This window comes from Arenimonas sp. SCN 70-307 (assembly GCF_001724815.1).
Lineage (GTDB): Bacteria > Pseudomonadota > Gammaproteobacteria > Xanthomonadales > Xanthomonadaceae > Arenimonas.
This window is the reverse complement of the sequence record NZ_MEDO01000013.1, coordinates 16,645-41,781: the sequence shown is the minus strand read 5'-3', so window position 1 is coordinate 41,781 and position 25,137 is coordinate 16,645. Positions and strand designations below refer to the sequence as shown.

28 protein-coding genes and 2 tRNA genes are annotated in these 25,137 nt (G+C 68.7%); 16 read left to right on the top strand and 14 right to left on the bottom strand.

Features of this window, described 5'->3' with window-relative positions:
* Positions 1 to 3 precede the first annotated feature (3 nt).
* From ABS41_RS06180 to ABS41_RS06160, 5 genes are all read left to right on the top strand, one after another.
* The gene (locus tag ABS41_RS06180; RefSeq protein ID WP_290591980.1) at positions 4 to 255 is read left to right on the top strand and encodes a hypothetical protein; all 252 of its coding nucleotides are present in this window, start codon (positions 4 to 6) and stop codon (positions 253 to 255) included.
* A complete protein-coding gene (locus ABS41_RS06175; protein ID WP_290591978.1) occupies positions 245 to 901 on the top strand; it encodes a methyltransferase domain-containing protein in 657 nt (218 codons plus the stop codon). The genes ABS41_RS06180 and ABS41_RS06175 overlap by 11 nt, the downstream gene beginning before the upstream one ends.
* Positions 902 to 982: 81 nt before the next feature.
* The gene (locus ABS41_RS06170) at positions 983 to 1,852 is read left to right on the top strand and encodes a sterol desaturase family protein (RefSeq protein ID WP_290591976.1); all 870 of its coding nucleotides are present in this window, start codon (positions 983 to 985) and stop codon (positions 1,850 to 1,852) included.
* 32 nt (positions 1,853 to 1,884) lie between these two features.
* Positions 1,885 to 2,370, top strand: a complete 486-nt coding sequence (locus ABS41_RS06165; RefSeq protein ID WP_290591974.1) for a hypothetical protein — start codon at positions 1,885 to 1,887, stop codon at positions 2,368 to 2,370.
* Positions 2,371 to 2,473: 103 nt separating this feature from the next.
* Complete coding sequence (locus ABS41_RS06160; protein WP_043799434.1) at positions 2,474 to 2,716, top strand: hypothetical protein; 243 nt, start codon at positions 2,474 to 2,476, stop codon at positions 2,714 to 2,716.
* A gap of 106 nt (positions 2,717 to 2,822) precedes the next feature.
* On the opposite strand, the gene ABS41_RS06155 is transcribed toward ABS41_RS06160, so the two are convergent.
* From ABS41_RS06155 to ABS41_RS06135, 5 genes are read right to left on the bottom strand one after another with little or no spacing between them, the layout of a single operon-like run.
* Complete coding sequence (locus ABS41_RS06155; RefSeq protein WP_043799431.1) at positions 2,823 to 3,104, bottom strand: hypothetical protein; 282 nt, start codon at positions 3,102 to 3,104, stop codon at positions 2,823 to 2,825.
* 29 nt (positions 3,105 to 3,133) lie between these two features.
* On the bottom strand, positions 3,134 to 3,964 hold the full coding sequence (locus ABS41_RS06150; protein WP_290591970.1) for a ThiF family adenylyltransferase: 831 nt from the start codon (positions 3,962 to 3,964) through the stop codon (positions 3,134 to 3,136).
* Positions 3,957 to 4,466, bottom strand: a complete 510-nt coding sequence (locus ABS41_RS06145) for a hypothetical protein (RefSeq protein ID WP_290591968.1) — start codon at positions 4,464 to 4,466, stop codon at positions 3,957 to 3,959. Before ABS41_RS06145 ends, ABS41_RS06150 begins: the two co-directional genes overlap by 8 nt.
* A complete protein-coding gene (locus tag ABS41_RS06140) occupies positions 4,463 to 4,813 on the bottom strand; it encodes a hypothetical protein (RefSeq protein ID WP_290591966.1) in 351 nt (116 codons plus the stop codon). Before ABS41_RS06140 ends, ABS41_RS06145 begins: the two co-directional genes overlap by 4 nt.
* A complete protein-coding gene (locus ABS41_RS06135; RefSeq protein WP_290591963.1) occupies positions 4,810 to 5,076 on the bottom strand; it encodes a hypothetical protein in 267 nt (88 codons plus the stop codon). The genes ABS41_RS06140 and ABS41_RS06135 overlap by 4 nt, the downstream gene beginning before the upstream one ends.
* 176 nt (positions 5,077 to 5,252) lie before the next feature.
* On the opposite strand from ABS41_RS06135, the gene ABS41_RS06130 reads away from it, so the two are divergent.
* Positions 5,253 to 5,579, top strand: coding sequence for a helix-turn-helix transcriptional regulator (locus ABS41_RS06130; protein ID WP_290591961.1), 327 nt, complete (start codon positions 5,253 to 5,255; stop codon positions 5,577 to 5,579).
* Positions 5,576 to 6,445 (top strand): ImmA/IrrE family metallo-endopeptidase, encoded by an 870-nt coding sequence (locus ABS41_RS06125; RefSeq protein WP_290591959.1) that lies wholly within the window; start codon positions 5,576 to 5,578, stop codon positions 6,443 to 6,445. Before ABS41_RS06130 ends, ABS41_RS06125 begins: the two co-directional genes overlap by 4 nt.
* A 1,214-nt stretch (positions 6,446 to 7,659) precedes the next feature.
* Here the strand turns inward: ABS41_RS06125 and ABS41_RS06120 are convergent.
* The 4 genes from ABS41_RS06120 to ABS41_RS06105 form a co-directional block, all read right to left on the bottom strand.
* Entirely contained in the window at positions 7,660 to 8,577 is a 918-nt protein-coding gene (locus tag ABS41_RS06120; protein WP_290591957.1) for a TniB family NTP-binding protein, read from the bottom strand.
* Between the two features lie 10 nt (positions 8,578 to 8,587).
* Positions 8,588 to 10,381: a Mu transposase C-terminal domain-containing protein gene (locus ABS41_RS06115; RefSeq protein WP_290591954.1), complete on the bottom strand. Its 1,794-nt coding sequence runs from the start codon at positions 10,379 to 10,381 to the stop codon at positions 8,588 to 8,590.
* Positions 10,378 to 10,719, bottom strand: a complete 342-nt coding sequence (locus ABS41_RS06110; protein ID WP_290591952.1) for a TnsA endonuclease N-terminal domain-containing protein — start codon at positions 10,717 to 10,719, stop codon at positions 10,378 to 10,380. The genes ABS41_RS06115 and ABS41_RS06110 overlap by 4 nt, the downstream gene beginning before the upstream one ends.
* A 603-nt stretch (positions 10,720 to 11,322) precedes the next feature.
* A complete protein-coding gene (locus ABS41_RS06105; RefSeq protein ID WP_290591950.1) occupies positions 11,323 to 12,627 on the bottom strand; it encodes an NAD(P)/FAD-dependent oxidoreductase in 1,305 nt (434 codons plus the stop codon).
* Positions 12,628 to 12,740: 113 nt separating this feature from the next.
* On the opposite strand from ABS41_RS06105, the gene ABS41_RS06100 reads away from it, so the two are divergent.
* From ABS41_RS06100 to cueR, 7 genes are all read left to right on the top strand, one after another.
* The gene (locus ABS41_RS06100; RefSeq protein WP_290591948.1) at positions 12,741 to 13,082 is read left to right on the top strand and encodes a hypothetical protein; all 342 of its coding nucleotides are present in this window, start codon (positions 12,741 to 12,743) and stop codon (positions 13,080 to 13,082) included.
* A gap of 75 nt (positions 13,083 to 13,157) precedes the next feature.
* The gene (locus ABS41_RS06095) at positions 13,158 to 14,105 is read left to right on the top strand and encodes a TolC family protein (protein ID WP_290591946.1); all 948 of its coding nucleotides are present in this window, start codon (positions 13,158 to 13,160) and stop codon (positions 14,103 to 14,105) included.
* Between the two features lie 16 nt (positions 14,106 to 14,121).
* Entirely contained in the window at positions 14,122 to 14,787 is a 666-nt protein-coding gene (locus ABS41_RS06090; RefSeq protein WP_290591944.1) for a TolC family protein, read from the top strand.
* On the top strand, positions 14,784 to 16,091 hold the full coding sequence (locus ABS41_RS06085) for a copper oxidase (protein ID WP_290591942.1): 1,308 nt from the start codon (positions 14,784 to 14,786) through the stop codon (positions 16,089 to 16,091). The genes ABS41_RS06090 and ABS41_RS06085 overlap by 4 nt, the downstream gene beginning before the upstream one ends.
* Positions 16,092 to 16,117: 26 nt before the next feature.
* Positions 16,118 to 16,588: a DUF411 domain-containing protein gene (locus ABS41_RS06080; protein WP_290592020.1), complete on the top strand. Its 471-nt coding sequence runs from the start codon at positions 16,118 to 16,120 to the stop codon at positions 16,586 to 16,588.
* Between the two features lie 71 nt (positions 16,589 to 16,659).
* Positions 16,660 to 18,861: a heavy metal translocating P-type ATPase gene (locus ABS41_RS06075; protein ID WP_290591940.1), complete on the top strand. Its 2,202-nt coding sequence runs from the start codon at positions 16,660 to 16,662 to the stop codon at positions 18,859 to 18,861.
* Positions 18,862 to 18,871: 10 nt separating this feature from the next.
* On the top strand, positions 18,872 to 19,339 hold the full coding sequence (gene cueR, locus ABS41_RS06070) for a Cu(I)-responsive transcriptional regulator (RefSeq protein ID WP_290591938.1): 468 nt from the start codon (positions 18,872 to 18,874) through the stop codon (positions 19,337 to 19,339).
* Here the strand turns inward: cueR and ABS41_RS06065 are convergent.
* The 5 genes from ABS41_RS06065 to ABS41_RS06045 all read right to left on the bottom strand — a co-directional run bounded on the left by ABS41_RS06065 (position 19,321) and on the right by ABS41_RS06045 (position 21,622).
* A complete protein-coding gene (locus ABS41_RS06065; RefSeq protein WP_290591936.1) occupies positions 19,321 to 19,983 on the bottom strand; it encodes a hypothetical protein in 663 nt (220 codons plus the stop codon). The two genes, cueR and ABS41_RS06065, sit on opposite strands and share 19 nt — an antisense overlap.
* Before the next feature lie 74 nt (positions 19,984 to 20,057).
* Positions 20,058 to 20,133, bottom strand: a tRNA-Glu gene (locus ABS41_RS06060).
* 9 nt (positions 20,134 to 20,142) lie between these two features.
* Positions 20,143 to 20,218 (bottom strand) — tRNA-Ala (locus ABS41_RS06055).
* Positions 20,219 to 20,261: 43 nt separating this feature from the next.
* On the bottom strand, positions 20,262 to 20,762 hold the full coding sequence (locus tag ABS41_RS06050) for a DUF1249 domain-containing protein (protein WP_290591934.1): 501 nt from the start codon (positions 20,760 to 20,762) through the stop codon (positions 20,262 to 20,264).
* Positions 20,763 to 20,800: 38 nt separating this feature from the next.
* Entirely contained in the window at positions 20,801 to 21,622 is an 822-nt protein-coding gene (locus ABS41_RS06045) for a pyruvate, water dikinase regulatory protein (RefSeq protein WP_290591930.1), read from the bottom strand.
* 159 nt (positions 21,623 to 21,781) lie between these two features.
* On the opposite strand from ABS41_RS06045, the gene ppsA reads away from it, so the two are divergent.
* Entirely contained in the window at positions 21,782 to 24,154 is a 2,373-nt protein-coding gene (gene ppsA, locus ABS41_RS06040; RefSeq protein WP_290591928.1) for a phosphoenolpyruvate synthase, read from the top strand.
* A 13-nt stretch (positions 24,155 to 24,167) separates the two neighbouring features.
* On the top strand, positions 24,168 to 25,121 hold the full coding sequence (locus ABS41_RS06035) for a mechanosensitive ion channel domain-containing protein (RefSeq protein ID WP_290591926.1): 954 nt from the start codon (positions 24,168 to 24,170) through the stop codon (positions 25,119 to 25,121).
* Positions 25,122 to 25,137: the final 16 nt, after the last annotated feature.

Below are 25,137 nucleotides of genomic sequence, written 5' to 3'. Positions count from 1 at the left end.
CGCATGGGACGCCCCTTCCTGGAGAACCTCATGGCGGCCTGGGCCCGCACCCTGACTCGCTTCATCCACCGCCAGCGTCGCCCCGTGCGCGGTCTGCTGGCCGTGGCGGCCCTCGTCTTGCTGATCGATGGGTTCCTGATCGAGCGCAGCCTGCTTCATTTGCTGCTGCTGCACCCGCTCCTGCTGATGGCGCTGCTCGCTGGACTGATCCTGACCGAGACCCCCGACCCGCCGGGAGCGTCCGATGGCCACTGACTTCATTCCGGCGTTGCGCTTTGCCGCGCTGACCCCGTGGTACGACCGCACGGTCGCCTGGAGTACTCGCGAGGCGGACATGAAGGACCGCGTCGTCGCACTGGCGGCGCCTCGCCCCGGCGAGCGCGTGCTCGACCTGGGCTGCGGCACCGGCACCTTGCTGCTGGCCCTGGCCAACGCAGCGCCGGCGGCCACGCTCACCGGCATCGACGCCGACCCGGCGATCCTGGCGTTGGCCGCGGCCAAAATCGAGGCCGCGGGTGCCCAGGCCCGGCTGCTGCCCGGGTGGAGCGATGCCTTGCCGCTGCCCGACGCCCGTTTCGACCTCGCGGTGTCCACGCTGTTCTTCCATCACCTTCAGCCTCACGCCAAGCACCGCGCGGTGCAGGAACTACGACGAGTCCTGCGCCCGGGCGGGCGCCTGGTGATCGCGGATTTCGGGCGCGCCAAAGCGGGCTGGCGCCGTGGGATGTTCCATCTCGTCCGCCTGCTCGATGGCTACTCCAATACGCGTGACCACGCCGCCGGCACGCTGACTTCCTTCCTGGTCGATGGCGGCTTCGTCGATGTGCAGTCGCTGTCCCCGCTGCCGGTGCCGCTGGGCAGTATCGATTTCCTGGTGGCCACCCGACCACCCCGTGCCTGACGCGGCGACTGCCGAATTGTTCAAGCCGGGCACCCGGTGGTTCCCCCCGCTGGGCGCAGGACTTTTGTGAAAGGAGCAACAATGATCCGGTCCCTGCTACGCGTGACGGCCTATCCGGTCGTGTTTGGGCTGAGTTTTTGGGCGGTGCTGGAGATCGTGGCGCGCCCGGCCTGGCAATGGCCCGGGCTGGCGGCCGTCGCCCTGGTGGCAATGACGGTCGTGGCCGCCCTGGAGTGGGTGATCCCCTACCAGCGCGCCTGGCTGGAGGACCACGACGATCTCGCCACCGACATCGCCCATGCGCTCGTGAATCTGGCCGTGCTGGCCGGCACCGCGTTCGCGCTCAATGCGCTGCGCGTGGACCTGCCCTCGGTCTGGCCGGACGCGTGGCCGGCGTGGGCGCAGGTGCTGCTCGCCGGCGCGGTCATGGACCTGGGGCTGTACCTGATGCATCGGGCGAGTCACCACGTCGGGTGGCTGTGGCGCCTGCACGCCCCACACCACAGCTCTGAACGGCTGTACTGGCTCAACGGCGAGCGGCGTCATCCCCTGAGCGCCATGCTGCTGGCCAGCCCCGGCCTGCTGGTGGTCGTCGCCTTGGGCGCGCCCCCGGTCATCGTCAGCGCCTGGCTCACGCTGCTCGCCGTGCACCTGGCATTCCAGCACGCCAACCTCGACTACCGCATGGGACCTTTGCGTTACGTGCTGGGGGTGGCCGAGATCCATCGTTGGCACCACAAGCGCGAGTACGAAGACGCGCAGGTCAACTTCGGGGAGTTCTGGATGCTGTGGGACCATCTGGGTCGCACGTTCCACGATCGACCCAACGGGGTGGTCGCCGGCGAAGTCGGCCTGCGGGACCGGACCTTCCCGACCGCTTATGGCGCGCAACTGCGTTGGCCTTTTGAACGGCCGGCCTCGGCGCCGACCGCGACACGTGGCTCATCCTGAGCCCTGACAGTCCCTACGACAGAGGTGATCCCATGCCATTGCGCACCCTCGCCCTTTTGGGCGTCCTGAGCCTGACCAACCCTGCCCTTGCCGCGGATGACATCGGCGACATGACGCCGATGCGCCTTGTGTTGACCCAGAACGACGAGGTGATCCTGGCCGAAACCCTGTACGTCACCGAGGCTCCCGCCCACCTGCGCGTCGGCACAGACAACGGCTACCCGGTGCGCACGTGCACGGCGACCCAACAAACGCTGACTTCGGTGAGCCTGTTCGCCGGTTGGCACGTGCAAGTGCAACGCGATCCCGCGGGCGTCCAGGTCCATCTGGTGCAACACGCCGTGCAGACTGGCCAGGGCGCCGCCGATGCCCGCGGCTGCACGCCCCTGACGGCGCAGTCCAACGAGGCCGTGACCTTGCACGCCACCGTGCCTGCGGCAGCGACCGGTGTGCAGCGCCAGGCGCTGGACGCCGGATTTGCGCTGGAAGTTGAGATGGGGACGCCGCTGGCGCGGTGATGCCCCGACTGCGCTAGTCTTGATGGACGGCAATGCCTCCGCACCGGCGCCTGGCCCCTCCAGTGCGGAGCGTCTCCTTGGGCCAGCCGAAGGAACCACGCTCATGTCCAAGAAGGAACAGTCAGGCCCCAAGGTCACCAAAACCGCGGCCAAGGTGCTGGGCAGTCCCGCCGCCAGTCCGACCGCCAAATCGTTGGCCGGTAGCGCGCTGGCCCAGGCCAAGACCAGCAAGCAAAGTTCGCCGGCGACAGCGACCAAGGCCGCCAAGGCGCTCACCGATGGACGCACCAGCAAGACGACGAAATCTCTGGCGGGCAGCGTCCTGACGCAGAAGGGAAAGCGCTAGCGCGCCCCAGCGGCCCCAGATCGGCGAACGGCAAACCAGCCGCCGTCTGGCGCCGGGCGGGACCGGCTACTTGTAAGCTCGGCAGACGTAGGCCCAATGGGCAGCGCTACGCTTTCTCGAGCCCAGACCACGTGCGCCCCGCAGACTCGGTGACCAGCACCGCGTAGGACGTGACCACGCGGCCCGCGGCCACCTGCGCCTTGGCCAGCACCTCGGCACGCGTCGCGGTGCCTTCGTAGTTGTATTCGGCGGGCGGCATTTTGACTCGCCCCTGCTCGGTCACGAGGGTATCGGTGAATCCTTGGTGCGCCATGTACTCGTACAGCTTTTCGTAGTGCGCCCAAGTATCGGCGCCGTGAAGTTCGACACGAACGGTGAAGCGTGGCATGGCATCAGCTCCTGGCTGCAGTGAGAGGATCAAGGCGTGGACGCGGGTACGGGACGATCGGCCTGGCCCCAGACGACATCGCCCAGCGCGAGGGGACCATCGAAGTGAGGGCAGCGGTGCCCCTGAAGTGCTTGTAGCTTGCGGCTGGGCATCAGGGTCAATCGGTTGCCGTCGTACTCGGTATAGAACGCCGGTCGATCGAGCGACCACGGCGTGACAAGTTGCATGAACTTTGCGACGGCCGTCGATGCCAAGGTGCCGTTGGGCCAGATGACTTGGGGTCGACCGCCGGCGGCGCCATAGCGCTGCGCTTCTTCGGTCAGGCGGTGCTCGGTGATAAAGCCGAAGCAACGCAGGCAGGGACCCTCGGGTACGGACAAAATTACTTGGCCCGTGATCGTGTAGGGCGCTTGGTCGCCGTGCACATCCATGCCCAGGTCGAGGTAGGGAATCAGGTAGCGACGAGCAAAACGTTCGAGCTCGTCGCGGGCGCGGTAACTGTCGACGGCGCCAAAGATCACGTCGCTGAACTTCAACGCGTCGCTCACCTCCTGCCAAGGGGCGGCGAAGATCGCCACCTGTGCGCCCGGCTGGATCGCGAGGATGCGCTCGCGGATCACGTCGACCTTGCGGTCCTTGCGCGCAGCCGCCGCGGCATCGAGGCCGACCATCCGATTGCTGTTGCTGACATCAGCCCGATCAAAATCCACCAAATTGAAGCGGCCGACGCCGATATGAGCCAGCTGTTGGGCCAGATGCGAGCCGCCACCGCATAGCCCCACGATCGTGACCTCGGTGTGGGCCAAGATTTCTTCGGAATGCGGGCCGAGAAAGCTCTGGCGGACGTGGCGCTCAGTCATGGGCCGCTCCTAGGCGGGTCAGTCGGGTGCCGACCGACACGATGGAGGTCAGCGGCCGTGCTTCGCGGTCACGGGGACACCACACCCGCCCGGTCGCCGCGTCGTGGCTCAGCACCAGCGTGCCGTGCGGCATCTTCGGCGCGACCTTCCAAAAGTCGGGAACGAACTTGGCGCTCTCACGCAGGTCCACCCGACTGAAGCCGGGAATGCCGTCATGGTCGTGGCGGTGCACGTGGAACACCGGCCCCTGGTGCCGATAGACGGCCTGCAGCGCCAGTCGGATGGCCGTCGGGCCCATGACGGCGCCCATCTCCTCGCTTTCAAGGTAGTCGGCATCCGCCACCGACGCGTAGTCCTGGGCGAGGATTACGCTGCGGTGCGGGCCGGCGCCGAAGCGGCAATGGATGAAGCCCACACGCTCATAGGCATGGGCGTGGGGGCGGGACAGGTCGGCGTGTACGGCCGCCAGAAGACCTTCGGCGATCCGAAACTGGTAGTTCATCGCAGCGCGTGCAGGTGGGCGAGCAGCATCTGGTGCAGCGGAAGGCTGGCCTGGACGTTCTGCCAGGACCACGAGTGCCAAGCCCGGCCCAGGATCGAGTGCACGGTCCAATTGGCAGCCTGGCCTTGGATGCGATCACGCTCGGGGATCGGCTCGGCGAGAAACAACCGGGTCGCGTACCCCGAATGCGGGCCCGGACACAGCAGGGCGTCCAGCACGCGCCGCCGCTCGCCGGTGTCCACCGGCTGGGCGGGCAGGTACACAAAGCGGTGCCCGCCTTCCTTCACGAGCTGGGCGCCCGGGTTGATGCGCCGGGCGCTGGCCAGCAAGTCCTCGTCCGCGCTCACGAGGAGCCGCCCTGGCGGACATGGCTCACCAGCACCTCGCCGCCGCGGATGTGCAGGGACCGGGCGTCGTTGAGGGCCGTGAACACGCCATCCACGACCTGGTCGAGCTCGTAGTCCAGCGGGATGCCAAACTGGTGCTTGAGCGCGCTGACCTTGTAGACGCCATCGGCGATGGTGCGGTCGACGCCGTCTACGCTGATGGTGACCGGTTCGCCGTGCTGGTGGCCGGGACCCTGGCCGGGGGGATCTTGGGGCTTGTTCATGGGGAACTCCTTGGATCTCGGACCGAAACCACTGGCGGCAGAATGCGTCTTTGCCAGCATATATCGTTCGCTGTACCGAACTTGCGCCCAGCTTGAACAGGATTTGCGTGCATGTCAAACATTTTGTTCGGTATAGTGGTAGCTGATGTTACTTGACACAAAGGCCACATCCTGTTATGGCGACAAAGCTAGGCGACAAGCTCAGAGCGCTGCGCAAGAAGAACGGCAGCATGACCCTGGACAAGCTCGCGGCGACGGCGGGCATGAGCAAGAGCTACTTGTGGGAGCTGGAAAACCGGGACTCCCCGCGCCCCTCGGCGGAGAAGCTCGCGGCGCTGGCGTCGATTCTTGGCGTCACCACCGACTTCCTGCTCGATGACACGGTCGACGAGCCCGAGCAGCGGCACGTCGAAGATGCGTTCTTCCGAAGCTATTCCAACCTGCAGCCGGAAGACAAAGAAACCATCCGGCGCATCGTCGAGTCCTTCCGGAAAGACGCGTGACACCGGAGATCTGGACGCCGTCCAAGGCCGCGTATCGCCTCACGAAGGTCGTCAACGCGTTCGCCGCTGCGCATGGCTTGGATCGTTTTCCGGTGGCGGTGCCGGAGCTGGCCCGGGAGGCCGCCTCGATCTTTCACTGGGACGACCCCATCACCCAGGTCCACGCGGCAAACATCCCCCGCTTTGAGGGGGCCCTGTATCCCGGCGACGATCGTCGCGAGTGGTATCTGCTGTTCAACGATCGGCTGACCTCGCCCGGGCGGATTCGGTTTACCCAAGCCCATGAACTGGGGCACTACCTGTTGCACCGCCGCGGCCGGGCATCCTTTGAGTGCACCGAGCAGGACATGCTCGACTGGTCGGATGACGAGAAGAATATCGAGGCTCAGGCGGACCTTTTCGCGTCGACGTTGTTGATGCCGCTGGACGACTTCCGCCAGCAGGTCAACGCCAAAGTGGACTTCGCCTTGCTGGGCGCGTGCGCAGATCGCTATGGCACGTCCCTGACGGCAACGACGTTGAAGTGGCTGGATTTCACCGATGAAAACGCCGTCCTGGTCGTGTCGCGCGACGGGTTCATGCGTTGGTCGCATGCCAGCAAATTGGCGATGCGTGCCGGCGCATTTTTCCGCACACGCGGCCGCCCAGTCGAAGTACCCCCCGGAGCGCTAGCGTCCGATGATCAAGTAGCGGTGGATCGTGCCGGGCGTACGGTAGATGCCCGCACTTGGTTTGCACATGCGGAGGCGGGGTCCTCCCTGCGAGAGCTCAAGATCACGGCCGACCAGTACGATAGCGTGATGTCCCTGCTCATCCTGCCGCGCCACCTGCGTGTTTGGCCCCCCTGGGAGTCGGACACCGACTGACCCGTTTGCATTACCGAAGCCGGTAGGCGACACGCGGCAAAATCGCTGATGTCCTCAAATCCCTAATGCCTGGTCGCAGCGCTTCCCCTACTTGAGGCCGAGCGCCTTTCTCGCCTTGCTTCGGGCGGCCAGGGTCGCCTGACTGTAGGTCAGCAGCAAGGTGGACCGCCCAGACTTTCCTAGACAGCCCAGAGGCCATAATCCATCGACGTCCCCCTCTTTGAGTAGCGGGGTCATTTAGGGTTCGGCGTAAGATCGACCTTACCTGCCCTCCATTTTCCGATCCCGTCCGCGTTCGATCCCACAAAGCGGCGAGTTTCCAGCTCAATGTGTGTGGCTTTGAACCTGCACTAGAACCTGGATATCCGTTCAAAGTAGTCCGGGGATGTCGATCCAGCCGGGTGAGTAGCTGACGGGGACCGCCGGCATCATTTGCCAGGCCACGAGCCATATTGCGGCGCGACGTTCACAGGGGTCCACCAGGTGCCGGAAGGCCTCCCAACCGTCCGCGCCTCTCAACTCCCGGTAATGACGGGGGCCTCGGATGAATCCCGCCAAGGCTGGGGGTGCCGATACGTTGGCGATGAGCGGCGGCCCCCTGGTGGCACCGGGGTCGAAAGTCACACGGGTGAGCCATTCACGCGCGGACCGCGGGCTCCCCTGCCAGTCTGCCGGCCAGAGGGTGCTCTCAAACAGGCTGGCCTCGAGCGCTGCACCAAACCGCTCGATCAGCTCCAGAATTTCACGATCATGGTCATCGAGAGCCGCCTGCACTCCCAGTGCAGATGCCAGGTCAGGATTGAGCCGGTCCCGCGGGAGAATCAAGGGGGCGTGGTGAACCGGGCAGATGGTGCGAAGGACATGCGACCAGCTGCGACGGTAGCCGCGAGGCCGGCCCGCGGCGTCGTCCTCAGCCCAGCAAGCCGGGCAAATCGCCATTCGAGCTTGGGGTGCCAAGAGCGCTGGCGAATCCGGCAACCGATGCGGCCGCAGCGAAGGGGCTGGCACCCCGAGGGCCAGCCCCAGGCGCTGCAGCGCGGGACACGATGGGTCATCCACGGTCCCCGCCGGTTGCTGGGCACCGGCATGGAGCTGCGACCACAGTTCGCCGGGCTCACTCTCGTACAGGGTGGCCGCCCGGGCCAGGCACGAGCGCAGTGACTCGTCGGGCCCGGGCGGTGAGACCCACCAGCGGGGAGTGGCTTGTTCCATGCTCACGCGGCCTTGGCCGGTTCGTTCGCGCGTTCCCGCGCTAGCCTGACAGCGGCCGTGGGCATTTCCACCCTCGCCCGCTCCAGCAGCTGGGGCGTGATCTGCTCCGTCCCAGACTCGACCGCATGGGCTGCCGCATAGGTAATCAGTCGCATCATGGGATCGAGGACGCCGTCAGACAGCCGAAGCAGCGCGGTCGTGATCGGCAGCGACGAGAGCTGCGAGGGCTGCTTGAGGGGCAGCACGCGCTCCAGAGCATCTAGGAAGTTCACCAGGTAAGTGTCCTGCTTCCAGACCGGCAGGCTGCGGTAGGTGAAGCGGGCATTGAGATGCTCGTCGACCTGCATCGCGTCCGGTGCTTGGGCCGTTCCCAGCGCCAACACCGGCATCGACAGCTGGTTCATCAGGAACTTGATCGTATCCAGGGCAATGCGCTGCTGCCGCGCCGTCGAGGTCAGGATGTCCTGAATTTCGTCGACCACAAGCAAGCGCAGATTGGCCGCCCGGCACAGCTTGAGGACCATGCGTTCGCGGTCGCTGCCCACGTAGCGCTTCGGATCAGGCACCCCCAGTTCGGTCAGGATCCGGTCGTAGAGCGCCCGGGCCTCACGGGCACCCGTCATTTCGATCGTCAGGACCGGCAGGCTGGCCGCCTTGCTTCCTTCGGCGGCAATCGGCGGGTACCTGCGTTCGATGGCACGGGCGATCATGGTCTTGCCCGAGCCGGGAAGTCCCGAGACCACCAGTCCGCTGGCCCGGGACTTGGGCGGACTGAAGCGAAGGAAATCGATGTGATCCATGATCGGCTGCAGCCGTTCGTGGGTGATGAAGCGGTCGATGAGCATCCGGTTGGCACGCTCCAGATCCGGCAGTTCGAGCCAGGCCTGGGTCTTGGGGTCGAGGTGGGAATAGTCGGTCATGACAAGCTCCTTAGGTCCATTCTTCAACAGGGATGGGCGCACGGGCCGACGGGGTTTTCGCCGGCAGGGCGCTGAGATCGGTGGGGTTCACGGCAGCCGCACTGGCGGCCGCAGATCGCGGCGAGGAGCGTTGGGTCCGCGGGCGACGCGACGGATGACGGGCCTGACGGGTCTGCGCCTGGGCGGCCGCTTCAATCTGGTCGGTCTTCTCGAAGCCCTCGTCCGTCATCGCGTCCATCCGGGCCTGGGCCTCGGCATCGAGGGCACGTCGGCTGCCCGGTTCGCCCACCGCCCGCCCGGCGATCGCCGGCGCCGTCACGAGCATGCCGTCGGGACGACGGACCCAAACGGCACCGGGGCTGCGGGGGTCGTACCGAACCATGACCTCGTCCTGGCGGATGAGGGGGCTGAGGTCCGGGTGCCAGTAGCGACTGGCGCCGAAGGTGATGCCGGTGCGCCGAACCGGCCGCATCACGTACGGCAGGAAATCCATCCGGAACTTCAGCGGGGCCGCCGGCAGCGCCGGCGGGACCATCTGGCCCTGTTCGTCCTGCAGGCCCCGCTCCCAGGCCACCAGTGGCGGAACTCCGAGGCTGGAATGCCTGCGCGTGTGGTAGGTCCGGCAGACTTTCTGCGTCATCCACTGGCGGAACTCATCCAGGGTGAGGCGAGCCTTTCCGGCGCTGTCGTAGTCGCCCTTGTCACGGATGTTGCTGAAGGTGGTGCCCGGCAGTAGGTGGGCGATCTGCATCAGCGTGCCGATCAGGCGCTCGATGTGGGCCCCGTAGTGCGGCGTCCGCACCGGCCGCCAGGCCAGGTCGATCCCATGGTCCTGGCAGCCACGCTGCAGCGCCATGCTGCGGAAGTCCTTGCCGTTGTCGACCAGGATCTTCTTGGGCTTGCCGTACATGGGCCAGATGCCGGGATCGCCCTCGTTCTCGGGCTTGGGCAGCACCGTGTGCTCCACGCACAGGGAGACAGAAACCGCGGAAGGGGGATCCATGGAGATGTACATGCCCATGACGCAGCGGGTCGCCACGTCGATGGCCACGGTGACCCACGGACGTCCGATCACGGTTAGGCGGTCATCGCTCAGGACGAGGACGTCGGCCGGGGTGTGGTCAATTTCCAGAAGATCCAGGGGCCGTTCCGCCTCCAACTTGCCGGTGCGGGCCTCCCAGCGTTGCTTGGCCGCCTTGCAACCCAGCCGGGCGCGGTCCGCCTGGTAGCCGTCTTCACGGGCGATTCGGGTCAGCACCGCGGATCGGGACGGCGGCTTGAGCTTGAGTCGCCGAGCCAGGGAGCGGGCACGGACAACCACGTATTCCTTGGACGGTCGTTCCCGGCGCAGGTAGTGCTTGGCAATGACGTGCTTGATCAGCGCATCGACCTCCGGATCCAGCTGATTTAGTCCGAGCGGCCGACCTCCCGGGCTTCGGGCCAAGGCGCTGGCGCGTGGGTCCTTCCTGAAGGTCGCACGGGCCCTCTGAAGCTGCCTGACGCTGATGCCGTGACGCTTGGCGAGCTTTTCGAGCTCGCTGCGGGCGACGGTGGTCCGGCTGTTCAGGGGCGTCAGGTCCTTGGCGAGGTCACAGCAACGCTTCCATTCCGCGGCAGGGATTCCTTCGAAGGACGAGGCAGCCGCAGTCTTGGGCAGCGCCTCGATCCGGGCGATCGCGACGGAACTGACCGCCCCCGTGGCCACATCACGCACGCGCATGTGGGTGAGCGAGTCGGCCCCGTCGATCTGGATGACCCGGCCATTGGCGACGCAGGTCGTGCCTGGGGTGAGTTCGAGCGTCATGGCCGCGCCCTCCCCGTCCGAAGCTGACATTCGGTGAGCACGACCGTGGCGAAGCCGAGCAACCGGCGAACAGCCGCCAGGCGGCGGCTCACAGCGTCAGGATCACGGTCCAACATGGACTTCGACTTGATTTCGACGACCGTCCACCGTCGAAATCCCAACCGGACAATGGCGCGGGTGACCCGGTCGTAGACCACCAGGAAGTCAGGTGTGTACCGGTGGACGCCCTGGTCATCCGCGTAGCGGAGAGTGAACGGCTGGGCGTGGATAGCCACCAGGCCGGCGTGTCGCGAGAAGAACGCAATGGCATGCGCCTCGAGATCGCTCTCTACGGGCACGGACTGGGTGGGTGGCGTCCAAGCAACGCGACCGCAGACGTGTCTCCCATGGGAGAGCGGAATTTCTCGAGCGGACCATCGAATGGCGCCGTCCATTCTGGACGGCGGGGGTTGATGCATTGCTTTCATAGGAATTTCTCCAAGGCACAGAGCGGCCCCGACATGGGTCGGAGCGACGATTTGGCTTGTGGTCAACAGATGCCCATGGGGTGCCCTCCCTTGAATGAGAGGCTTCCATGCCAAGGAGCTTGGAGACTGTGGATGTCCCACAAGGACGCTCTGCCTTGAGCTGCTCACGCTCCATCGGGGATGGCGACGCATCGTCCGTGCCGGCGGCTCGAGGCGCGCTGGCGGAGGTGAGTAAAGGGACGCTAGCGGTGTTTCTCGCCCGCGAAAGTTAGACGAGGTTCTGCCGAAATGTGTTTACCCCGCGCCACGCAGGGGTTTCGCGCTCGCTGGCGGCCCCGGGCGTCGCCGGGTGGAGGCCGCTTGCGCAACCGGCTGTTCGCTGGCCGGTATCCGCTTTACCGTGACGTTAGATGCCAGCATGCTCCGTAATGCTGTCGCACGCCATCCGCAACCCCCGGTTCCCGGAGGACAAGGTTAGAAGAAATGTCTATATCTTTCCGCAACTTGCCCAGGGGCTGTCACGGTGCGCCGCGGTTTGGCGGACTGTGACACCCGCTGGTAGCTCCAGTAGGCCCAGAACCAGTTAAGCAGCACCACCAGGCGGTTGCGGAAACCGATCAGGAAGAACACGTGGGCGCCGAGCCAGAACCACCAGGCCGGCAGCCCCGAGAACCGCAGCGTCCCGAAATCCACCACCGCGGCCATCCGGCCGATCGTGGCGAGGTTTCCGAAATCACGGTAGCGGAACGCGGGCGCCTCGGCGCCCCGCAGTCGCGCCGCGATCGCCTTGGCAACATGGCGCCCCATCTGCTTCGCGGCGGGCGCCACGCCCGGCACGGCCCGCTTGCCCTGGCTCACGGCCGCCAGGTCGCCCGCGACGAAGATGTCCGGATGGCCCGGCACGGAAAGATCCGGCGCCACCCGCACCCGGCCCGCCCGGTCCAGCGGTACGCCCAGGCTGCGCGCCAGCGGCGAGGCCGCAACGCCCGCCGCCCAGACCACGGTGCCGGCCGGCACGAACTGCTCGCCCAGCCAATAACCCTCGCCCGTAATCCGGGTCACCGGGGTGCCGGTGACGACCTCCACGCCCAGGCGCTCGAGCTGGCGGCGGGCCTTGGCGGAAAGGGTTTCCGGGAACGACGGCAGCACCCGCGGACCCGCCTCCACCAGCCGCACCCGCGCCTGCGCCGGGTCGATCCGCCGGAATTCACGGCGCAGCGTGTGCCGGGCGATCTCGGCCAGCGTGCCCGCCAACTCCACGCCCGTCGGCCCGCCGCCGATGATGGCGAACTCGAGCCAGGCCTTGCGCCGCTGCGGGTCGGGCTCGGCCTCGGCGTGTTCGAAGGCCAGCAGCAGGCGCCGACGCAGGTGCAAGGCGTCGTCCAGGGTCTTCAGGCCCGGCGCATGCGCTTCCCACTCATCGTGGCCGAAATAGGCGTGGGTGGCCCCGCTGGCCAGGAGCAGATAGTCGAACGCGATCGCGTCGCCGCCTTCGAGCCGGATGCACTTGGCATCGGCGTCAACGCCCGCCACCGCGGCCAGGCGCACCTCGACATTGGCCTGGCGGCGCAGGATGTGCCGCAGCGGCGCCGCGATGTCCGGTGCCGACAGCCCGGCCGTGGCCACCTGGTAAAGCAGCGGCTGGAACAGATGGTGGTTGCAGCGGTCCACCAGTGTGATGCGCACCGGCGCCCGCGCCAGCGCCCGCACGGCCCAGAGGCCGGCGAATCCGCCGCCCACCACCACCACGTGCGGCTGCTTTCCCGATGCCGTCGCCATGGTGGCCAGTAGGACCCGCCGGCGACGGCACTGTCAATGACGGAGGCCTTGACCTTGCCACGGGGGCAAGCCCCAGACTGCCGCCCTGCCCCAAGCGCGCTAAACTTGCCGCCATGTCGTTCCTGCGCCTGCTGATGAACCTGCTGCTGGTCCTGGCCCTCGTGGCCGGCGGGCCGCTGGCGGCGTTCGCGGCCGAACCGGCGCAGATGCCCGCGTCGGCGGCGCCTTGCCACGATCTCGACGGGCCCGCGCCGGCCACGGATGGCGGCGAGACCGATTGTTGTGCCGGAGAATCCGGCTATTGCGGCTGCGACTGCCTGCACCACGCGGCGGCGGCGCCGCTGCGGCTGGTGCGCAGCCTGCATCCATTGCCGGCTTCGCTCGAGGCCGTTCCGCTTGCTGGCACCCTGCCCCGAAGCCCGGCCCTGCCCGACACCCGACCTCCGATCGGCTGAGCGAGCCCGGCGGAACCCTCGGTTCCGCGCCTCGCCCTGCCCGCTTCGCGCGGGCCTGTTGACCGGAGACCCACCATGAATCGCATTCCCGCCCGCGCCGTCCTGGCGCTGGCCCTGGGCGCCAGCCTCGCCGGCTGCGCCTCGCTGGCGCCGCAACCGCGCCACGCCGACATCACCCAGCTGCTGTCCGAACGCGGCGGCCCGGCCGTGGACTGGTCGGCGCTGTCCGCGCCGCCGGCTGAGCAGGCGCGCATCCAGCAGTGGCTGGACGCGCCGATGACGCTCGAGGCCGCCACCCGCGTGGCCATGCTGCGCAGCCCGCGCCTGCGCGAGCACTACGCGCGCCTGGGCCTGGCCCGCGCCGAGGTGCTCGAAGCGGTCGAGATCGAGAATCCGCGGCTGTCGTTCCAGCGCCTGTCGATCGAGGGCGGCGGCCACATCCGCACCACGGGACTGTCGCTGCCGTTGTTCGACCTGCTGCTGATGCCGGCCAAGGCCCGACTGGCGAACAAGGACTACGACCGTGCGCGGTTCGAAGTCGCCGGTGCGGTGCTCGACACCGTCGCCGATGTCGAGGCCGCTTGGTATACCTACGTCACCGCGCGCCAGGTGGCGGGCATGCGCGAGGCCGTGGCGGAAGGCACGGCCGCCAGCGCCGAGCTGGCCGGGCGCTTCCACGCCGCCGGCAACATCAGCGCGCTGCAGCTGGCGCAGGAACAGGCGGCGGCCAGCCAGGCACGCATCGAGGCGCTGCAGGCGAAGGCCGATGCGTCGCGCCATCGCCTTGAGCTGGTGACGCTGCTGGGCCTGCGCGGCGAAGAGGCCCGGTGGGAGGCCAGCGACACCCTGCCCCTGCCCGTCCCGAGCGAGGACGAGCCGGCCGCGCTGGTCGCGCTGGCGAGCGAGGGCAACCTCGAACTGCTGGCCGCACGCGCCGAGGCCGAGGTGCTGGCCGATGCGCTGGGCCTGACCCGCACCCTGCGCTGGCTCGGCGGCAGCGAGATCGGCTACGAGCGCGAATAAGGAAGGCGACGGCAGCGTGCTGCGGGGTCCGGAAATCGCGCTCGAACTGCCGGTGTTCAACCAGGGCCAGGCCAAGCTGGCCAAGGCCCAGGCGCGCCTGGCCGAAGCGATGGCCCGCATGCAGCAGGCGGAGCTGGCCGCGGAGAACGGCGTGCTCACCGGCGCCGAAGCGGTGGCGGCGATGCGCGAGGTGGTCGACACCCACCGCCTCGCGCTGGTGCCGCAGCGAGAAGCCATCGTGGCGCGGCAGCAGGAGCGCCAGAACTTCATGCTCATCGGCGTGTTCGAGCTGATCCAGGCCAAGGTGGCCGAGTACGACGCCTACCAGTCCTACCTCGAGGCCGTGCGCGACTACTGGCTGGCCCGTGTCGAGCTGGCCCGCGTGGTCGGCCACCGCCTGCCCAGCGACGCGGGCATCGCCGCGCGCACGCCCTCGCTCGACGACATCCTCGGCCCGGCCGAAGCGCCGGCGATGGATCACTCTCAGCACGGCGGCATGGACCACTCCAAGCACCAGGGCATGGACCACTCCAAGCACCAAGGCATGGACCACTCCAAGCACCAAGGCATGGACCATTCGGGCCACGACATGTCGCCCAAGGCGGAGGAAAAGCCCGCCCCGAAGGCGGAAGAAACCGAAGACGAGCACGACCACCACCACCATCACGGAGCCACGCCATGAGCCTTTCCCGACGCAAGCTGCTGATCGGCGCCGGTGCCGGCCTGGCGGGCGCCGCCGCGCTGCCGGTGCTCGCCCAGACCGCGCCCGCCGAACGCGTGGACACCGACAGCGCGCCGCCGGCGCGCCGCGCCCGCGGCAAGGTGCGCACGCTCAACGGCTGGTCGCTGCCGCACCGCATGAACAACGGCGTCAAGGAATTCCACCTCGTCGCCGAGGAAATCGAGCACGAGTTCGCGCCCGGCTCGAAGGCCACCTGCTGGGGCTACAACGGTTCCACGCCGGGCCCGACCATCGAGGCCACCGAAGGCGACCGCGTGCGCATCTTCGTCACCAACCGCCTCAAGGAAGCCACCACCATCCACTGGCACGGCCTGATCCTGCCCAGCGGCATGGACGGCGTGGGCGGCCTGAGCCAGCCGCAAATCCAGCCCGGCGAAACCTTCGCCTACGAGTTCGACCTGGTGCAGCACGGCAGCCACATGTACCACCCGCATGCCGACGAGATGGTGCAGCTGGCGATGGGCATGATGGGCCTGTTCGTCATCCATCCCAAGGGCGGCGACCACGTGGACCGCGACTATGCCCTGCTGCTGCACCACTTCGCCCTGCACCCGGGCACGTACCGGCCGGATCCGTCGGTGATGCAGGACTTCGACCTGTGGACCTTCAATTCCAAGGTCTATCCGGCCATCGAGCCGATGGTGGCGCGCACCGGCGAGCGCGTGCGCATCCGCGTGGGCAACCTGAGCATGTGGAACCACCCGATCCACCTGCACGGCGTGCAGTTCGACGTGACCGGTGGCGACGGCGGCCGCTGGCCCCGGTCGCAGTGGCGCAAGGAAGTGACCGAGATCGTCGGCGTCGGCCAGATGCGCGACATCGAATTCACCGCCGTGCCCGGAGACTGGGCCTTCCACTGCCACATGTCGCACCACACCATGGGTCCGATGGGCCACGAAATCCCGAACACGCTGGGCGTCGACCAGGCGGGCGTGGAGCAGAAGATCCGCCGGATGCTGCCGGGCTACATGGCCATGGGCCAGCACGGCATGTCCGAACATCAGGAACACACCGACAGCGGCCACATGAAGGGCCCGGAGAATACGCTGGCGATGATGGCCGGCAAGGGCCCGTTCGGGAACATCGAGATGGGCGGCATGTTCACCGTGCTCAAGGTGCGCGACGACATCGCCCCTGGCGATTTCAGCGACCCGGGCTGGTACCGCAACCCGCCCGGCACCGTGGCCCGGCGCGTGAGCACCGATCCCGCCTTCGGCGCGCCCGTGCGCCGCGGCAAGGCTTGAAACCAAGGAGCAAGACCATGAAGACGATGCGACATCTTTTCGCGCTGGCCGCCCTGCTGCTGGTCGCGCCGGCGTTCGCGCAGGCGCCGGCCAACGCCAGCCCGGTCGACAACAGCCTGCCGCTGGTCACCGTGCACAAGAGCCCCTACTGCGGCTGCTGCAAGCTCTGGGTCGAGCACATGCGGGCCGAAGGCTTCGAAGTGAAGGTGGTCGAGACCGAGGACATGGGTCCGGTGAAGGCCCGCGTCGGCATTCCGCCGGCCAAGGGCTCGTGCCACACGGCCGAGGTCGATGGCTATTTCGTCGAGGGCCACGTGCCCGCCCGGGACGTCAAGCGCCTGCTCGCCGAGCGCCCCAAGGCCCGCGGCCTCACCGTGCCGGGCATGCCGATCGGTTCGCCGGGCATGGAAGCACCCGATGGCCGCGTGCAGCCCTACACCGTCGAGTTGATCACGCCCGACGGCAAGGCCGAGCCCTTCGCGCGCCACGGCGAGTGAGCACCCGGGCTTGACCCTCCCATGATGGGAAGGCCGAAGCTGGGGCTCCCTCCCCGACAAGGTCCGCCGCCATGCCCTCCCCCGCTGAACTGAGATTCGCCGTCCGTGGAATGACCTGCGCCTCCTGCGCAGGCCGGGTGGAGAAGGCGCTGGCGCAGGTGCCCGGCGTCAGCGCCGCCAGCGTGAACCTGGCCACCGACACCGCGTCGGTGGCCACCGACGGCAGCGTCGGACCGGAGCCACTGGTCGAAGCCGTGAAGCAGGCTGGTTACGAAGCGCTGCCGCTCGATGGCGACAGCGCCCCGCCGCCCGCCAGCGATGCCGCAGCGCGCGAGCGACGGCACCTGGCGCTGGCGGCGCTGCTCTCGCTGCCGCTGGTGCTGCCGATGCTGGCCATGCCCTTCGGCGGGCACTGGGCGCTGCCGGGCTGGTGGCAGTTCGCCCTGGCCACGCCGGTGCAGTTCTGGCTCGGTGCGCGCTTCTACCGCGCCGGCTGGAAGGCGCTGAAGGCGCGCAGCGGCAACATGGACCTGCTGGTGGCCATCGGCACCAGCGCCGGCTACGGCCTCAGCGTCTACCACCTGCTGTTCTCCCAGCCGCACCACGGCGAGCCGCCGCTTTATTTCGAGGCCTCGGCGGTCATCATCACGCTCATCCTGATGGGCAAGTGGCTCGAGGCCCGCGCCAAGCGCCAGACCACCGAGGCCATCCGCGCCCTGCAGGCGCTGCGCCCGGCGACCGCGCGCCTGCGCCACCGCAATGGCCGCGAGGCCGAGGTGCCGGTCGCCACCGTGCGCACGGGCGACCTCGTGGTGGTGCTGCCCGGCGAACGTTTCCCGGTCGATGGCGAGGTGCTCGAGGGCCGCAGCCATGCCGACGAGTCGCTGCTCAGCGGCGAATCCCTGCCGGTGGCCAAGGAGCCCGGCGACCACGTCACCGGCGGCGCCGTGAACGCCGAAGGCCGGCTGGTGCTGCGCACCACCGCCGTGGGCGCCGAGTCGGCGCTGGCGCGCATCATCCGGCTGGTGGAGGACGCGCAGGCGAAGAAGGCGCCGATCCAGCGCATCGTCGATCGCGTCAGCGCCGTGTTCGTGCCGGTCGTCGTCGTGATCGCGCTCGCGACGCTGCTCGGCTGGGGGTTTGCGTCCGGCGACTGGACCCAGGCCACGCTCAACGCGGTGGCCGTGCTGGTCATCGCGTGCCCCTGCGCGCTGGGCCTGGCCACGCCCACGGCCATCATGGCCGGCACCGGCGTCGCGGCCCAGGCCGGCATCCTGATCAAGGATGCCGAGGCGCTGGAAACCACGCGCACCCTGCGCATCGTCGCCTTCGACAAGACCGGCACGCTTACCGCGGGCAAGCCCGAACTGGTGGCGCTGCGCGCGACCGACGGCAACCACACCCGCCTGCTGCAGCGCGCCGCCGCGCTCCAGCTCGGCAGCGAACATCCGCTGGCGCGGGCCGTGGTCAGCGCCGCCACGGCCGCGGGCGCGCTGCCCGCGCCGGCGCAGGGCATCACCGCGCTGCAGGGTCGCGGCCTCGAAGGCCGAATCGAGGGCCAGCGCCTGGTGTTGGGCAGCAGCCGCCTGATGCAGGAGCGGGGCGTCGCACTGGGCGCCCTCGCCACCGACGGCGAAGCCGAGGCCGGCAAGGGACGCTCGGTCTCCTGGCTGGCGTCGGAGCGCGACGGCGGTTGGCAACTGGAGGGCTTGCTGGCCTTCGGCGACCCGCCGCGGCCCGAGGCCAGGGAGGCCATCGCCGCGCTGCGGTCGCAGGGCCTGCGCACGGTGATGGTGTCCGGCGACAACCGCGGCGCCGCCCTGTCGGTGGCCCGTGCGCTGGGTATTCCCGACGACGACGTGCGCGCCGACGTGCTGCCGGCCGACAAGGCCGAGGTCGTGCGCGAACTGGCGCGCCAGGGACACGTGGCCATGGTCGGCGACGGCGTCAACGACGCGCCGGCGCTGGCGGCGGCCCACGTCGGCTTCGCGATGGGCGGCGGCACCGACGTGGCCATGCATGCGGCCGGCGTCACCCTGATGCGCGGCGACCCGCGCCTGGTGGCCGACGCCATCGACGTCTCGCGCCGCACCACGCGCAAGATCCACCAGAACCTGTTCTGGGCCTTCATCTACAACGTCGTCGGCATCCCGCTGGCCGCCGCTGGCCTGCTCAACCCCGTGGTGGCCGGCGCGGCGATGGCGCTCTCGAGCGTGAGCGTCGTGTCCAATACCCTGCTCTTGCGGCGCTGGACGCCGCGCGCCCGGCACTGAGGAGAACGCCATGTCCAAGCGAACGATCCGGCCCGAGCTCGGCGACGCCAAGGCCCGGGGCCTGCACAACATCGGCGAGGCCTCGGCGCTGTCGGGCGTTTCGGCCAAGATGATCCGGCACTACGAGGCCACCGGCCTGATCCCGCCGGCCAACCGCACGTTCGCCAACTACCGGCTCTACAGCGAGGCCGACCTGCACCGCCTGCGTTTCATCCGGCGGGCACGCACGCTGGGGTTCTCGATGGCCCAGATCGCCCAGCTGCTGGGCCTGTGGTCCGACCCGGGCCGCAGCAGCGCCGAGGTCAAGCAGCTGGCATTGGCGCACGCCGCCGACCTCGAAGCGCGCATCGGCGAGATGCAGGCCATGCAGCGCACGCTGCAGTCGCTGGCCCGGCACTGCCACGGCGACGAGCGGCCCGACTGCCCGATCCTCGACGACCTCGCCGGCGGCGAAGCGCCTCAGCCGGCCAGGCGGTAGCGCCAGGCCTGCGGCACGCCCGGCCCACCCTCGACGGTCGCGCCCGGCCAGGCCGCGAGAGCCAGCGTGCCCTGCCCCGCCAGGGGCCAGGTCCAGGCCTCGGCGTCAGGACGGTTCGCGGGTTCCATGAGCAGGCGGCGCAGCCAGGCACGCTGGATGCCATCGCCAGAACGCTTGGCCTCGGCCTCGGCCAGGGCCCAGGCGCGGCGGAACGCGGCCGGGTCGGCGCCGACGCCATCGACCAGCGACGGCTCGAACAGGCTGCGGGCCAGTCCGGCCCAGTCGCGTTCGCGCGGGTCGCATTCCAGGTCCAACCCCAGCGCCTTGCGGCCCACGGCGGCGGCCACGTGGTCGCCGGAATGGCTGACGGAAACGAAGAGCGCCTCGCCGTCAACGTGCACCAGCCGGCGCCGCTGTCCGTCGTCGACCGACCAGCGCCATTCGCCGGCGGGCCGGCCGGCCAGCGATTCGGCCAGGCGCCGCGCCAGGCCATGCCCGGCCAGGAACTGCCGCCGCCGCAGCGGCGAGGCCATGCCGTCGAGGCGCGCCTGCTCGCCGGCGTCGAGCCAGGCCGGCTGGCCCGCGGCCTCGGCCAGCGGCAACACGGCGAGGAGGATCTGGTGTTTGGAGTTCGCGTGGGCCATGTCCTGGAGTGTCCCCGGCAATCGCGCAAAGAAAAAGCCCGGTCTTTCGGACCGGGCTTTCGAGGCTTCACTCTTGGCGTCCCCACGGGGATTCGAACCCCGGTCGCTACCGTGAAAGGGTAATGTCCTAGGCCTCTAGACGATGGGGACTTAAATCGGTGGTGGAGCTAATCGGGATCGAACCGATGACCTCTACAATGCCATTGTAGCGCTCTCCCAGCTGAGCTATAGCCCCACCGAAGGAAGAAGCGAAAGTTTAGTCAGGCGCGACAGGCTCGTCAAGCACAGGCTGCATTTTTTTCGTCGGCCGGCGCCGGACCCGCCTCGGCCAGGGTGTGGGGGCCGTGCCCCTGCCCTTCAAGATAGTCGAGCCACTTGTTGAGGAAGCCGTTCATTCGCAGGCGGTGGCCCACCATCACCTGCACGTTCGGGCGCAGGCCCAGGACGTCCTGCCAGCGGCGGCCGATGTAGCAGTGCGTGGCCTCGGCCTGGCGGGCGTCGCGGTACAGGCGCACGTAGGCCGAAGGGTCGGGCTGGCCGGTGGCCGGGTCGAGCATGGCGTAGCTCAGCCGCAGTTCCACCGTGTACGCATGCAGCGCCAGCACCTCCAGGTGCAGGTCCAGTCCGCCCTCGACGCGGGAAACATAGCGGCCCGGCGCCAGCACCTGCGGCTGGAACATGCGCGTCAGGCGCTGGAAATTCTCGCCGTAAAGGCCCATCAGCCACTGGAAGCGGCTCAGTCGCGGCAGGTGCGGATGCTTGGGCGCCGGGGCGTGCATGGCCCGATGCTAGCACGCGTCCCGGCGGCGTCCGCGGCTCAGAACATGTGCCGGTGGATGCCCAGTTGCGCCAGCACCTTGCCCGAGATTTCCTCGATCGAGGTGTGCGTGGTGGACAGCACCGGAATGTTCTCCTGGCGGAACATCGCCTCGGCGGCAATGACTTCGGAGCGGCAGGTGTCGAGCGTGGCGTAGCGCGAGTTCGGCCGGCGCTCCTGGCGGATCTGCTGCAGGCGGATGGGGTCGATGGTCAGGCCGAAGAGCTTGCTGCGGTGCTTGCGCAGGCGCCGAGGCAGCTCGCGCCCCTCGAGGTCCTCGATGGTGAGCGGATAGTTCGCGGCCTTCACGCCGTAGTGCAGCGCCAGGTACAGGCACGTGGGCGTCTTGCCCGAACGCGACACGCCCACCAGGATCACGTCGGCGTCGTCGTAGTGCACGTCCATGCCGTCGTCGTGGGTGAGCGCGTAGTTGGTGGCGTTGATGCGCTGCTCGTAGGCGGCGAAGTCCACCAGGCCGTGGGCGTGGCCCACGCGCGGCTGGCGCTTTTGCGACAGCTCCTGTTCGAGCGGGCTGATGAAGGGCGCGAACACGTCGAGCATCAGCGCCCCGCTGGCGGCCAGCAGGCCATTGAGTTCGGGGTCGACCACGGTGTTCACCACCACCGGGCGCAGGCCGCTGGCCAGCTCGGCCGTCCTGATCTGGGCCACGGCGGCCTCGGCCTTTTCGACGCTGTCGACGAAGGCGATGCGCCGGGTGGCGAATTCGATGCCGTTGAACTGGGTCAGCAGGCTGTGGCCGATAGTCTCGGCGGTGATGCCGGTGCCGTCGGAGACGTAAAAGACGTGGCGAACCCCTTCCATGCCGCTGTTTCCTCCCGCCGAAAGCCCCGCCTCGGCATGATTCCCTAGACAATTCAAGCTTGTATGACGCGCCCGTGGGTCGCATCATACGCAGCTTGATTCCATCGTACGCGGGGCGTCCCCCTCCGGTCGCCCGGCCCCGAGCGCACGGAGCCCTCCTTGAACGCCGACGTCCTCTGGCTGCACGAACTCCGCCTTTCCGACCTGGCCCAGGTCGGCGGCAAGAACTCCTCGCTCGGCGAGATGATCGGCCAGCTGGCCCACCTGGGCGTCTCGGTGCCCGGCGGCTTCGCCACCACGGCCGACGCCTTCCGTGAATTCATCGCCTTCAACGACCTGCACCAGCGCATCTACGACCGCCTGGGCGCGCTCGACGTCGAGGACGTGGACGCGCTGGTCGCCGCCGGCGCCGAGATCCGCGGCTGGGTGATTGACGCCCCGCTGCAGCCGCAGCTCGACCAGTCCATCCGCCAGGCCTACCGCCAGCTCTGCGCCGAGGCCGGCGACCCGGCCCTGGCCGTGGCCGTGCGCTCCTCCGCCACCGCCGAGGACCTGCCCGACGCCAGCTTCGCCGGCCAGCAGGAGACCTTCCTCAACGTCACCGGCGAGGACGACGTCGTCCACAAGGTGAAGGAAGTCTTCGCCAGCCTCTACAACGACCGCGCCATCGCCTACCGCGTGCACCACGGCTTCAAGCACGAAGACGTGTTCCTCTCGGCCGGCGTGCAGCTGATGGTGCGCTCCGACGTCGGCGCCTCGGGCGTGCTGTTCACGCTCGACACCGAGTCGGGCTTCCGCGACGTGGTCTTCGTCACCGCCAGCTACGGCCTGGGCGAGATGGTCGTGCAGGGCGCGGTCAACCCCGACGAGTTCTACGTCTACAAGCCCACGCTGCGCGAGGGCAAGCCGGCGGTGCTGCGCCGCAACCTCGGCAGCAAGCAGATCCGCATGGTCTATTCCGACGTCCCGGGCGAGCGCGTGCGCACCGAGCCGGTGCCGGCCGAATTGCGCAGCCGCTTCTCGATCACCGACGCCGACGTCGAGGAACTCTCGCGCCAGGCGCTCACCATCGAGCAGCACTACGGCCGCCCGATGGACATCGAATGGGGCAAGGACGGCCACACCGGCAAGCTCTACATCCTGCAGGCCCGCCCGGAGACGGTGCGCTCGCGCGCCCATGCCACCCAGATCGAGCGTTTCCACCTCGAGCGCCGCGGCGAAGTGCTGTCGGAAGGCCGCGCCATCGGCCACAAGATCGGCGCCGGCACGGCGCGGATCGTGCGCAACCTGGCCGAGATGAGCAAGTTCCAGCCCGGCGACGTGCTGGTGGCCGACATGACCGACCCCGACTGGGAGCCGATCATGAAGCGCGCCGCCGCCATCGTCACCAACCGCGGCGGCCGCACCTGCCACGCGGCCATCATCGCCCGCGAGCTGGGCGTGCCGGCCGTGGTGGGCACGGGCGATGCGATGCAGACCATCCCCGACGGCGCCGAAGTCACCGTCAGCTGCGCCGAGGGCGACACCGGCTACATCTACGCGGGCAAGCTCGGCTTCGAGGTCACGACCACCGACCTGGGCAACATGCCGCCGGCACCGCTGAAGATCATGATGAACGTCGGCAACCCCGAGCGCGCCTTCGACTTCGCCCAGTTGCCCAACCAGGGCATCGGCCTGGCGCGCCTGGAGTTCATCATCGCCCGCCAGATCGGCGTGCACCCGCGCGCCCTGCTCGAGTACGACAAGCAGCCGGCCGAGCTCAAGAAGCAGATCGACCAGATCACCGCCGGTTATGCCGACCCGGTGAGCTTCTACGTCGAGCGCCTGGCCGAGGGCATCGCCACGCTGACGGCGGCGTTCGCGCCCAACGCGGTGATCGTGCGCCTGTCGGACTTCAAGTCCAACGAGTACGCCAACCTGGTCGGCGGCAAGGCCTACGAGCCGCACGAAGAGAACCCGATGATCGGCTTCCGTGGCGCCTCGCGCTACGTGCACCCGGACTTCCGCGACTGCTTCGCGCTCGAGTGCCGCGCCGTGCGCAAGGTGCGCGACGAGATGGGCCTCACGAACTGCTGGATCATGATCCCGTTCGTACGCACCCTCGACGAGGGCCGCGCCGTGATCGCGGCGCTCGAGGCCAATGGCCTCAGGCGCGGCGAGAACGGCCTGAAGGTGATCATGATGTGCGAGGTGCCCTCGAACGCCCTGCTGGCCGACGAGTTCCTCGAGATCTTCGACGGCTTCTCGATCGGTTCGAACGACCTCACCCAGCTCAGCCTGGGCCTGGACCGCGACTCGGGCATCGTCGCCAACCTGTTCGACGAGCGCGACCCGGCGGTGAAGAAGCTGCTGTCGATGGCCATCGGCGCCGCCCGCGCCAAGGGCAAGTACATCGGCATCTGCGGCCAGGGCCCGTCCGACCACCCCGACCTGGCCGAGTGGCTGATGCAGCAGGGCATCGAGTCGGTGTCGCTCAACCCCGACACCGTGATTGACACCTGGCTGCGCCTGGCCAAGCTCAAGGCCAGCTGAGTACGCCACAGGGATGACCCAGCCGACCCCGCCCGCTTCCGACGCCAGCGAAGCCGCCGCCGAGGTGGTCTCGCCGCTCGGGGGTCTGGAAACCACCCTGGTCGAGTCGCTGGGCGCCAACCCCTGGCTGGTGCGCGCCGCGCTGGCGGTGGCCGTCGGCCTGGCCGGCTGGTGGGTGGTGAAGCTGCTCACCCGCGGCCTCGACCGCGTGCTGGTGCGGGCCGGCATGGAGCAGATCCTGCGCGACTTCCTGCGCAATTTCGCCCGCGTGCTGGGCCTGGTGGTGGTGCTGGTGGCCGTGCTCGATGCGGTTGGCGTGCCCACCACCTCGCTGCTGGCGGTGCTGGGCGCCGCGGGCCTGGCCATCGGCCTGGCGCTGAAGGATTCGCTCTCGAACATCGCCTCGGGCGTGATGCTGATCGTGCTGCGCCCCTTCCGCGCCGGCGACGCCGTCGAGATCGCCGGCAAGGAGGGCGTGGTCGAGCGGGTCAACATCTTCCAGACCCTGCTGCGCGCCTACCAGAACCACGACATCATCCTGCCCAACAGCCAGATCACCACCCAGCCGATCGTCAATTTCACCTCGCGCCCGCAGCGCCGCATCGACCTGCCGGTGGGCATCGGCTACGAGGACGACATCCGCAAGGCCCGCGAGGTGCTGCTGGGCCTGGCCGCGGCGCACGACAAGGTGCTGCGCGATCCCGCGCCGGAGGTGCTGGTGACGGCCCTGGCCGAGTCGAGCGTGAACCTGGTGCTGCGCGCCTGGGTGCAGACGCCCGACTTCGTCGCCACCCGCAGCGACCTCACCGAGGCCGTGCACCGCAGCTTCAACGAGAGCGGCATCTCCATCCCCTTCCCGCAGCGCGACCTGCACATCTACCACCACGACGGCGAGGGCAAGACCCTGCCGATCACCCAGGTGGTGGCGCTGGCGGAATCGGAAGCGGCGCCACGCAAGGGCGGCTGAGCCGCCCTGCCCCGCC